We start from the raw sequence: 10,425 nt of genomic DNA on the forward strand, positions 1-10,425 counted from the left end.
TAAAATCAAGGGTTTGCGAGCGAAAGCTGATGCAAACCCTTGTTCGTTTCTGGTCCGCTATTTTGGACCTTTGCTCGCAAATCGCGCATCTGAAAGTCAGCCTTCGCGACTCCGACCGCCTTCCGGGCTTAAGCCCCGTCGGGGGCGATGGCTGGCGTATTGGCGTTTTATTCGGGAATGGTCTATTTCTTGATAGCTGGCATTAAGCTTGGATAAGGAAACTGATCTATTAATCTAGGTGTCTCGGTTTTTTAAGAGTCAAATCACTCAGTCTGTGCGGGTGGTTCATTTTAGCGTTGGACGCTGCGTGTAACTTAAATGGAGTTTTCTATGAGATTAATAGGGTTTCACGCTACTAGATCTGGGCATAGGGCATCCTTAACAAGCGGTCTAAAAGTCATGCCTGGGGCTTGGGATCATGCATCAGGAGGGGAGTTGGGAAGTGGTTTTTATGTAATAAGATCTTTTAAAAAAACACCAGCTCTTTATACTTATGGGTATGGGATTGCTTCTGCTGTTGTTCCTCCGGAGGGTGTTGATATATGGTCTGTATATTGTGCTCAGGAATTGGTCGATATGGAGAGCTTTGCGGTTCCGGAGGCTCAGCAGTGGCAGAACATACCTGCAGACTATTGCAATAATTATGATTGGCTGTCGAACGCTAGTGAAAATCCAGCTGTGCAGATTAAATTTAACCCTAGAGCTTATAAGCATCTAAAGATTGAGCTCACTCAGGTGTTAACTTTTCAACAGGCTGAGGATTTGGTGTTCGGTCCATGATTGATTTTGATGCGCGAGGCTTCGCGGTTACAGGTGATCCCAAGTTTGCGTGACATGTTTTCGGTTATCACGTATTCGTTTCGCGGCGACGCCACTAGCGGAAGCGCAGCATCCAGGCCCAGGCCGTTCTGGAGGAGCAATGGCTGCATTTATTTTCATTTCTCCCGCAGGCAAGATGGGTTCATGTGATTTCATTGAGTTCTGATAGGGTGGGTGGGGGCGCAACATAGACACGCTTGTAAGTGTAGTAAGGCGCCCTTTGCAATGTATTCTGTAGATCCGTTACGCCTTGGGCGGCTTTATCGAGTTCAATGATTTTCCCCTCTCCGCACGTTAAGGCGAAGTGCTCGCCGGTATCGCCAAACATTATGATTAGCGCCCGTTCCTCAGCCCTGTATCTGTTAGGCATGAACGGAGTGCCTTTACGACTCATATACCAGGCGAGCTTGCTAAAGCCTGAATCTTAATTTCCGGTTCCGGCTGTTTTTGTAATTGCTTTTACTATGTAATTTTTATTCCATAGGCCTGCATAGTATCCTGAAACAAGCAGTGACTCCCAACAGTTCATTGAAGTGGGTGGACGTTGGGTGGGGAGTGTGGGTTCGCTTTCCGATAAGGTCTCAGGCCCCTTTAGCCATGGATACAAAGGGATTCTGTTTTTCATGCCTGTTGGCAGATTAAGTACTAGCTGCACGCCCCATTTGGCATGGGTTGTCAATGTTTTCATTTCCGAAATCCACTTTTCTTTTTGTGCAAGATCCAGTGTCATTGGCATCGTTGAGGTCCCTCGGCGCGATGGGCGAATGAGTTGATTTATTTAAGAGTGCGAAGAAACTGTAGCTAAGAAATTAATCTTTTGTGGTTGTTGAGCTAATTATTCTTTCCGAAGTGAGGATGGCAGGGCGTGATTCCCAGTCCGCTTTTGTAGGCGTTGCTCGGTCACCACCAAGCTGCGTTCACAACCTGCGCCGAAATGCCTCGAGAATCTCCCGCGTGCCCTTTTTCATTTGCAGTTGCGCGATGGCGTCCAGCGGATGCCAGAGGCAGTCGCTGATTTCATTCTGTGGCCGGGCTGTCTTTGAATCGGTGACCGCGGCTTCGAACACGTGGTGTTCGGTTTCACCGTCGCTGATGCGCATCAGATAAAGCAGGTTGTGCGCGTCCAGCCCGGTCTCTTCGGCCAACTCGCGCAGGGCCGCCCCGGCATGGGTTTCGCCGCGCTCCACGGTCCCACCAGGCAATGTCCAGCGGCTGTTGGCCTTGCGCACGAGCAAGATGTGGCGATCTTCCTCGCAGATGACGGTCGCTCGAATTTTCATGGCCTTGCTCAATCAGTGACTGTCATTAAACTGAAATATAACTGCAATATTTGAGCCCGATGTCATACGGGATGTCCACTACAGTTTTTACCGGGCGCCTCTTTGTACGACCGCGGCAATCGGCGAAAGACTGAACTTCATTTCATTCCCACACTCGCTATCTGTCTGGACTGGGCATTAGACCGATCATCGCCTCGACTGAATCAGCTTGGAAAAAACGTATCCATGTTGGGTGGATAGCCAACCTCGGTTAGAGGGGAAGTGAGAAGACATGACCACCGTTGAAGACTTCAAAATCAAATCCCACGAGCTTCTCGTGGAGCTGGACGCGGCCACGTCAGAGATGATGGCGCTCGTCGACGCACATCAAACGAGCGGGGTGAGTTGGGAGCAAGCCGTCCAGCGCCAGCATGACGCTTATGAACGGTGGGTCGCCTATCTGAATGAGCGGGGTTAGATGAAATTCCGGGTGTGGGGGAGGCGATGGCAGATTCTTTGAACGGACCGTCAGGGGGTATGCCTAAACCATAGACCTTAAGAGGATTAGACCATGTCTGAACTAGCCAGCTATTTCTGGATCGGCATTGTGGTGCTTTTGCTGCTTGTGGATCTGTGGGCGATCATCAGTGTGTTTCGCAGTGACAAGACGGTCGGGACCAAGGCGGGCTGGGCGCTGCTGCTGATCATCTTGCCTGTGGTGGGCCTGATCATCTGGGGCGTGGCCGGCCCTCGCGGTGTGAAGGAAGGCCCGTCGTCGCCAGAGCACAGCAAAGGCTAGGACAGGGCCTTGACCCTTCATTGGTTTTTCCAGCGCCCACCGGTGGTTTCGCAATCTTTCTGTGCTTGCGCCAATTGTTCGGCGTCGTAGTAGTACCACGTAACTTGCGCGTCGTCGGGAATGTTCGCCGACCCGCCGCTGCGGTCCTTGCTAGTTGAGCGTGGGTTGGCCAGGGCTTCCTGAGTCAGTCGAGCCTGGCATGTCGCCACATACCCCTCGGCGCAGCGTTCGACGGGGTTCTTCTGCGTACTCAGCGCTCCTTTGCTTTCGTTGCTGCACGACCAGCCAATCGCCTCGGCTGGCACGCCTTTGTATTCGTAACAACTATGGGTTTCAATCTTCGGTATCGCTTGGCTCTGGGACCGAGTGATTACATCGCAGCCTTGCGCCATGGCGACGGCAGGGCTGGCACAGGCTATCAGCAGCAGGATTCTGGCGTACATGGTGTTCTCCCTCTAGCGGCTTTGCTCCGATACATATCAATATCGAGGCGCAAAGAACGCCCGCGTTCCATCGGTTTTCCAACCGGTAGAACTTGAGGAAGAACCTGTGCAGCGCAATGCGTTAGCGGAACTTGGGCAATGGTCGCTCGGCGGGCTTGAGGGACGTCAGCGCGCTCTGGATAGAGGGGGCGTCTTTTTCGATGTCATTGAGACGATCCCGGATGCGCACGGCGGTAGGGTGCCCGCCCTGATGGTCGACCCAGTCAGCGATTTCCTTGCAGGCCGCCGCCAATCGTGCCTGACGCGATTCCAGCAAGGTGAGCACGGTGGTGATGGACTCTTTTTCAGACATGTCGCACCTCCATTGAGTGTGTATAGGGCACCACAAAACCCGCCAGCAGCGGGTTGTACCGATAATTAAGCGTAGTTGAGTTATTTCGGGTCGGGCGAAGAAAACGGCGCCCGGCCGGACGGCCGGTGCGCCGAAGAGGGGTTGCGGACTCAGCCTGACTCCTTTACCCAGGCCGGCGCGACACTGGCTCGCCAGCGCACGTCGGTAATACCGTATTTTTCTGCCAGTGGTTTTGACACCCGCTTGACCTTTTCCCTCCCGAATTTGGGGATGCGCCCGACACCCGCATCGCAACTGGCCCAATGCCAAGCTTCGGAATTGTTCATCACTTCGGCACGAATGATGAATGACTTGGGCTCGCCATGGAGCATGTAGTCGATGATGTAAAGCGATGGCCCGCCCATAAATCCTCCCTAATTAGTTCTATACGGATGGATGCAGAGGCGTGCGGAAAATTCCATCGGATCTCCAAACGGTCAAAAATCAGCGGGGCGGCGAGGCTCGCGGCCGGGAACCAAACCCGGTTAACCTTCTCCAAGCTGGGCTTGGGCATCAAGGGCCATGGATCGTAGGCGAGTCAGTGCGATCACCATAAAAGGCACACAATGAAAATCTTCGCCAGGGTGCTGTCTCTCGTAGCCCTTGCCAGCGTTTTGCTGGGGTGTATTAGCGCTCCCATCGAACTGACTGCGCAGACCGAACAACGCCTTCGCACGCAACCGCCTATCCGCTTTCTGCTGACGTTCGATGACGGGCCCAGCGCATCGTCTTTCTGGAACCCGAGCATGAGCGTGCTCGATGCCTTGGCGCAAAATCCGGTGCAGCCGGGGATCAAAGCGGTATTTTTCGTGCAGACTCGAGCGTCGCGGGCCGGTGGCAGTGATATCGGCCGTTCGGTGATGCGTCGTGAACAGCAAGAAGGGCATGTGCTGGGCTTTCATACCGCGACCTCCGGGCACAGCAACCACCGGTTCCTCAGCCCTGATGAACTGGAACAGTCGCTGCTCAAGGGGAGCGCCGACATTGCCGCCATCACGGGGGCAGCTCCTGGCCTGGTGAGGCCGCCGTTCTGGAGCTACGACACCCGCACCTTCGCGGCCTACCGACGTCATGGCCTGCACATGTTGCTCACCGATCTGAGCGCCAACGACGGCAAAGTCTGGGGTATTACGGCCAGTCCGAGACGGCGAATCAACCTCATACGTCAGCTCAGCGAAGTGCGCGAACGTATCGCCGTCGGGCAGATACCTGCCGTTGATGGGGTCATTCCGGTGGTGGTGACCTTTCATGATCTCAATCGCTACACCGCACGACACGCCCGGGAATACCTGCAGATTCTGCTCGACGCTGCCCAGGCAACTGGGGTGAAGATCGACACCAAGCCATTTTATGACGACCGTCAGGCGCTTGAGCGAGCAGCGCTTGCTCGCACCGTCAAAGACGGCACCGAGCCGGTGCAACTGCCTGGGTTGTGGAACAGACTGTGGGGTTCGGGCTCACCCTGATGGGCATGTCGCTCCCGGGAAATTGCGACGTCCGGTTGATGCCCTGGTGCCAACTGAGTGTAAGGTAAAGGGCATACCTTAGGTTTATCTAGCAGGAGGTAACTATGAGTGCTGCGATGCTAACGAAAGTACACATCAACGGTTACGACGTACTCAGTGTGAACAGCGGCCCATGGAGGGTCTGCACCCAAGTGGACCGGCTTGGCTCCTTTGCTTCCCGTGAGGAAGCGCTGGCTTACGCGGCGGCGTTGCCGGTGCGCAGAAACCGAAGCGATCGATCGGTTAACACTAAATAGCCCCGCCCAGAAGGTGGTGTTCGCAGGTCAGAGTTGGCTGCACGCGCGCAACCCAGAAGGATGCTGCGCACGCAGCCAACTCGCTCCAGTGGCTCAGGTATTGGCCAGTTCCAGCGGGATCTCCAGGGTGAACAAGGCCCCTTGACCAGGCCCATCGCTCTGGGCGTAGAGACGGCCATTCATTTCAACTGCGGCCAGAGCACAGCTGTGCAAGCCAAATCCATGGCCGTCCTTGCGGGTCGTGAACCCGTGGTTGAAGATTCGAGCCTGGTTCTGCGGCGCAATACCCTCGCCTCGATCCTTGACGCTGAGGCGTAACGTGCTCTCGGCGACGATCTGGATCCCCAGCGTCATTTCCCGCGGATGCCCGGAAACATTCGACATCGCGAATTTGGCGTTGCTGATCAGGTTGATCAGAATCAGCAGCAACCGGTGCTTGTCTCCCAGGATGGTGGGGATGTCCTGAAAATCCTTGATGACCGTGACATGGTGCCGGCTCAGCGCGCCTGAGTTCATGCGCAACGCATCTTCGAACAGATCCCTGACATTGAGCGGCTCGATCAGTCTCGCGGCGCCAGCGTAGGTTTGTTGGGTGGCGACGATTTCCTTGATGTGGTCAATGCTCTTGGTCAGTTGTGCCAGCTCGTCAATGAGCAGTCCCTGTTCGGCATTGATGGACTCGACCAGCTCATTGAAATAGCGAGGCAACAATTTGCCTTTTTCATCCAGGGTGATGAAACGGCCCAAATCCTCGGCATGTTCATTCATCATCTTTACCGCTTTGCCCAGACCGAGCGTCTTGCTGTTTTTCAACTTGCGGGTCACCAGGTCCGCCGAAATATTCACGCTGTTGAGAACGTTCCCCACGTTATGCAACACGTTTGTCGCGATCTCGGCCATTCCCGCCATTCGCGCCGCCTCCACCAGCTCACGTTCGGCCTGCATCAACTCGCGAGTGCGATCTTCCACCCGTTCCTCCAGCCTTTCGTTGGAGGATTGCAGTTCCTGGTTAATCTGAGTGATGAGCGCGGAGCTGCGAACCAACCGCGCGACAAGGTAGACCATCAAAATCGCCATGAGGCCGGCGCTCACAGCCAGATAGATATGATATTGGCGCTCGGTTGCGGCGGTCCTGCGTTGGGTTTCGTTCAACAGCTCGTTAATACTGTCCAGCTCTTGGGCGACCGGGATAACACTGATGCGGTCAATAAGGTCATTGACGATCGGCTGTTCCTGGATAATGGATTCAATATGTTGTGTCAGCGTGGTAAAGGACGGCAGGTAGGACGGGGGCAGAAGGGCGATGTATTGCTCCAGCGCATTGAGTTGGCTCTTTACCTCTTCGGCCTTGTCCGATGTGACATAAAGGGCGTATTCAAGGGTTGTCAAAGTCAGGTCAAGGACACTGGATGCAACTTCCCGGCGGTTTATCGGACTGTCGGTGCCCATTGCTCTGAGCCGTGTCTGGATGTCGTCCTCGGCAAGTGGCAGCGCATCCAGAGCGGCGCGTAAGCGGGTGTTGTGTTGCTGGAACTGCTCCACCAGCAGGCTTTTGTTTTTTACCGCCTCCACATAGCCTTGGCGCCTGGACGCCCAAAGGGCCGCCAAAGGGCCAGAATTGTTGAGCTGCTCCAACTGCTTCCATCGACTGGCCGCTTCAGGTGGCGGGGTCAGCGACAGGTTGTTGTTGATGCCGATCTTCTTTCGCAGGATTTTGACGTTCCAGTTGGCGTCGGCCTGTTTGAGTTGCCGGATGAAATCCCGGGATTCGAAATAGGTGGAGGCGTCGTAGGTATAGGATTTGATTAAAAAGAAAATCGAGGCCGAGAAAATCACCAGCGCGACGGCCAATAAAGCAGGCCATTTATATTTTTTGATGAGCTGGGTCACGCGGTCCTCCCGTCCAGGCAGTTGATTGGCGAAATGATTGGGAAAACCGGTGAGTGCCCAAAGCAGGGCGGGTTTTCAGGGCGTGGGATGATGGGGGAAATGCTGATGGGGTGGCTTGCAGGTGGCGCGGGTCTGTTTTTGCCTGGGTACACGTTGAGCTCCCTGCTAACGGTGATGTTGAATACCTCGATAGCGTGAGTGTAGCGCTAACGAGTCAGCGCGATGTACGCGGCCATAGGTGGACCGAAGCACGGGAAAACAACAGGCGATGCCTGGGCGGCGCGGGTAGGCGGGGGGCACCTGATTTCGAGGAAGGGCTTGAGCGTTGCGGGGCTGATTTCCAGGCGTCAGACGCAAAAAAGCCCTGACTGATCAGGGCTTTTTTGTATAAAGATGGCGGAGGCGATGGGATTCGAACTCATGGACCTGTTACAGTCGACGGTTTTCAAGACCGTTGCCTTAAACCACTCGGCCACACCTCCGTATTGCGTTGCGGGCGCCATAATACCCGAATGAAACACACTGTCAAACTCTCTACGTAGCTTGTTACAGAGCGTCTGTTATCATCCTTGCCACTGAATGTTTCAAAACCGGAGGAGTGTCGCCATGCGCGAACAGGATTACGCAGTGAACAACAGCGTGCAGGCTGAGCAGCTAGAGGTTAGCCGCGTCCTGCGCAACACTTATGGCCTGCTGGCACTCACGCTCGCTTTCAGCGGTGTGATGGCCTTCGTTGCACAACAGATGCGCGTCGGCTACCCGAACATCTTCGTGGTGCTGATCGGTTTCTACGGCCTTTTCTTCCTCACCAACAAGCTCCGCGATTCGGCCTGGGGCCTGGTTTCGGCCTTCGCCCTGACCGGCTTCATGGGCTTTCTGCTCGGCCCGATCCTCAACCGCTACCTGGGCATGCAGGGTGGCGCCGAAGTGGTCAGCTCGGCATTCGCCATGACCGCGCTGGTGTTCGGTGGTCTGTCGGCCTACGTACTGATCTCCCGTAAGGACATGAGCTTCCTGAGCGGCTTCATCACCGCCGGTTTCTTCGTGTTGCTCGGTGCGGTAGTTGCCAGCTTCTTCTTCCAGATCAGCGGCCTGCAACTGGCAATCAGCGCCGGCTTCGTGCTGTTCTCGTCGGTCTGCATCCTGTATCAGACCAGCGCTATCATCCACGGCGGCGAGCGCAACTACATCATGGCGACCATCAGCCTGTATGTATCGATCTACAACCTGTTCGTCAGCCTGTTGCAACTGTTCGGCCTGATGGGGCGCGACGACTGATAACATGCGTGATATGGAAAGCCCGCTTCGGCGGGCTTTTTTTCGTCCCCGATTTTTCGTTATGGCCAATGGCCCGTAAAAAAGCCGCATCGTGATGGCGGCTTTGAATAATTGATCTACAACTATGACAAGGGATTGCATTGCCAGGGGCGGCATGAGGTAAACCGGTCAACCACCGCGCGAAATGTTCGCCACGTTCTCCCCCGATATCGTTCGCATTCGGCTACCCGAGCCAGGTCTGACTGCGCCCGTTTTTCAGGTGCCAAGGAGGTGTACGCGCATCACTGAGTGTTAACCGTGAGCCGGCCGGGCAACGCGCCCTGGCCCAATAACAAGGAAGCCCTGCGCATCAATCAGGAGATCGATGACTTTGGCAGGCGTTGTCCCTATAAGGAGATACCGATGATTCAGTCCCACGCAAAGATCGTTGCACTCATGGCTTTGGCAGGCGGGTTGTCCATGACCAGCGCCAATGCCGGCACCTTCCCTGATTTCGGCTTCGCCCCTCCCAAGAGTGAATATTCCGGCCCTGCGTTCCAGCTCAGCCAGAACTATCCCACCACAGCCCCTGGCGCCGCATCGATGCCGGCGTTCTTCAAGATTCTGCCCTCAACGCGCAGCAACGATTTTGAAACCTGGCGAGCCTACATGGAGGGCGTCAAGCAATATTGTCTGGAGGGCAACGCCGAGACCAACTGGAATGTGCAGAAGAACACCGTGCGCCAGTGGTACCACATGCCCTGGCAGCATTACGGGCCAAGCGGGCGTGAAGGCATCCATGGGCTGACCCGAGAGGCGCCCATTCAGCCTAAACAGCTCGCTCACACACAGTTGGAGTCTGGCCAGACTTATGCGGTGGGGATCTATAACGATATCGGTGCCTTTACCATTGGCCAGGTCTGGAAAGATCCGCAGAACCCCGACCCAAGCTTCACTTCAAAGCCCAAGAGCTTCCCCAATGGCACCGTGGTGTGTAAGGCGTTGTATGCGGACATCGATGTCAATTCGGTGCCGTCGTTGGCCAATCCATTGCTGCTGGATGCCTACACCGCCGTCACGTTTACATCCACTGATCGCGTCGTGAAAAAAGTCGCACTGATCCAGATGGACATTGCCGTGCGTGACACGCGTGTCAGCGAGACCGGTTGGCTCTTTGGGACCTTTCAGTACAACGGCATCGATAAGAGCAAAGGCGACTGGGAAAACCTGGTGCCGGTCGGAATCATGTGGGGGAACGACCCTGAAGTGACCAGCAGCGAGTTCACCAATCCGACGCCGACAGAAACCAAAATCAACCCAGCGTTGAAGCAGACCGCGATCAATGCCAATGCCAAAGAACTGCCGCCGACCCACCTGGGTTGGAACGGACGCCTCAATGGGCCGGTGGACAACCCCCAGGCTTCGTGCCTGAGCTGCCACATGACCGCTGAATACCAGCAACTGGCGATCATGAACCCGACCTTCCAGGCCGATCCGCCGGCGCCGGGCACTGAAGAGTGGATGCAATGGTTCCAGAACATCCCCGCCGGCCAACCCTTTACGCCAGGGACCCAGAGCACGGACTACAGCCTGCAATTGTCCGCGGCTTTGGCCAACTTCTATGACTGGAAATGCAACCACAGTGGCGTCTATGCCGACGGCAAGAATGCTTGCGAAAAAATCGTGCCGCTAAAACTGATGAAAGCGAGCAATGCGCCTCAGGATGAGGTGAAAAAAGTGCAGCGCAGTCCTGAGCTGGAAGACCTCGAGTAGTCTGGAGCCCGGCCTCGGATGACACCGAGGCC

General features: G+C 55.5%; 13 protein-coding genes and 1 tRNA gene. 7 read left to right on the forward strand and 7 right to left on the reverse strand.

Features of this window, described 5'->3' with window-relative positions:
• The coding region (locus HU811_RS27495) for a hypothetical protein (protein ID WP_225248468.1) at positions 1-206 on the forward strand (206 nt) is incomplete at its 5' end.
• Between the two features lie 193 nt (positions 207-399).
• On the forward strand, positions 400-780 hold the full coding sequence (locus HU811_RS20165) for a hypothetical protein (protein WP_186657716.1): 381 nt from the start codon (positions 400-402) through the stop codon (positions 778-780).
• A 463-nt stretch (positions 781-1,243) separates the two neighbouring features.
• On the opposite strand, the gene HU811_RS20170 is transcribed toward HU811_RS20165, so the two are convergent.
• A complete protein-coding gene (locus HU811_RS20170; RefSeq protein WP_186657717.1) occupies positions 1,244-1,555 on the reverse strand; it encodes a hypothetical protein in 312 nt (103 codons plus the stop codon).
• A gap of 181 nt (positions 1,556-1,736) precedes the next feature.
• Positions 1,737-2,099, reverse strand: coding sequence for an NUDIX hydrolase (locus HU811_RS20175; protein WP_047226597.1), 363 nt, complete (start codon positions 2,097-2,099; stop codon positions 1,737-1,739).
• Between the two features lie 271 nt (positions 2,100-2,370).
• Between HU811_RS20175 and HU811_RS20180 the strand changes: the two genes are divergently transcribed.
• Positions 2,371-2,556, forward strand: coding sequence for a hypothetical protein (locus HU811_RS20180; protein WP_092397838.1), 186 nt, complete (start codon positions 2,371-2,373; stop codon positions 2,554-2,556).
• 93 nt (positions 2,557-2,649) lie between these two features.
• Positions 2,650-2,877: a PLD nuclease N-terminal domain-containing protein gene (locus HU811_RS20185; RefSeq protein ID WP_186657718.1), complete on the forward strand. Its 228-nt coding sequence runs from the start codon at positions 2,650-2,652 to the stop codon at positions 2,875-2,877.
• Between the two features lie 17 nt (positions 2,878-2,894).
• Here HU811_RS20185 and HU811_RS20190 read toward each other — a convergent pair whose 3' ends face one another.
• The 3 genes from HU811_RS20190 to HU811_RS20200 form a co-directional block, all read right to left on the reverse strand.
• Positions 2,895-3,320 (reverse strand): hypothetical protein, encoded by a 426-nt coding sequence (locus HU811_RS20190; protein WP_186657720.1) that lies wholly within the window; start codon positions 3,318-3,320, stop codon positions 2,895-2,897.
• A 121-nt stretch (positions 3,321-3,441) separates the two neighbouring features.
• On the reverse strand, positions 3,442-3,672 hold the full coding sequence (locus tag HU811_RS20195; RefSeq protein ID WP_047226593.1) for a hypothetical protein: 231 nt from the start codon (positions 3,670-3,672) through the stop codon (positions 3,442-3,444).
• A gap of 149 nt (positions 3,673-3,821) precedes the next feature.
• A complete protein-coding gene (locus tag HU811_RS20200) occupies positions 3,822-4,076 on the reverse strand; it encodes a DUF6555 family protein (RefSeq protein ID WP_047226592.1) in 255 nt (84 codons plus the stop codon).
• A gap of 201 nt (positions 4,077-4,277) precedes the next feature.
• Between HU811_RS20200 and HU811_RS20205 the strand changes: the two genes are divergently transcribed.
• Positions 4,278-5,177 carry a polysaccharide deacetylase family protein gene (locus tag HU811_RS20205; RefSeq protein WP_186657721.1) on the forward strand — a complete coding sequence of 300 codons (900 nt, stop codon included), beginning with the start codon at positions 4,278-4,280 and terminating at the stop codon, positions 5,175-5,177.
• A 389-nt stretch (positions 5,178-5,566) separates the two neighbouring features.
• On the opposite strand, the gene HU811_RS20210 is transcribed toward HU811_RS20205, so the two are convergent.
• Together HU811_RS20210 and HU811_RS20215 are read right to left on the reverse strand one after the other, a co-directional pair.
• Positions 5,567-7,363, reverse strand: a complete 1,797-nt coding sequence (locus tag HU811_RS20210) for a DAHL domain-containing sensor histidine kinase (RefSeq protein WP_186657722.1) — start codon at positions 7,361-7,363, stop codon at positions 5,567-5,569.
• A gap of 394 nt (positions 7,364-7,757) precedes the next feature.
• Positions 7,758-7,845: transfer RNA gene (locus tag HU811_RS20215), tRNA-Ser, on the reverse strand.
• A gap of 124 nt (positions 7,846-7,969) precedes the next feature.
• Between HU811_RS20215 and HU811_RS20220 the strand changes: the two genes are divergently transcribed.
• Both HU811_RS20220 and HU811_RS20225 read left to right on the forward strand, forming a co-directional pair.
• Complete coding sequence (locus HU811_RS20220) at positions 7,970-8,641, forward strand: Bax inhibitor-1/YccA family protein (protein ID WP_039588756.1); 672 nt, start codon at positions 7,970-7,972, stop codon at positions 8,639-8,641.
• A 402-nt stretch (positions 8,642-9,043) separates the two neighbouring features.
• Positions 9,044-10,393: a hypothetical protein gene (locus HU811_RS20225; protein WP_186657724.1), complete on the forward strand. Its 1,350-nt coding sequence runs from the start codon at positions 9,044-9,046 to the stop codon at positions 10,391-10,393.
• Positions 10,394-10,425 lie beyond the last annotated feature (32 nt).

Source organism: Pseudomonas tehranensis (assembly GCF_014268615.1).
In the GTDB taxonomy this organism is placed as follows: domain Bacteria; phylum Pseudomonadota; class Gammaproteobacteria; order Pseudomonadales; family Pseudomonadaceae; genus Aquipseudomonas; species Aquipseudomonas tehranensis.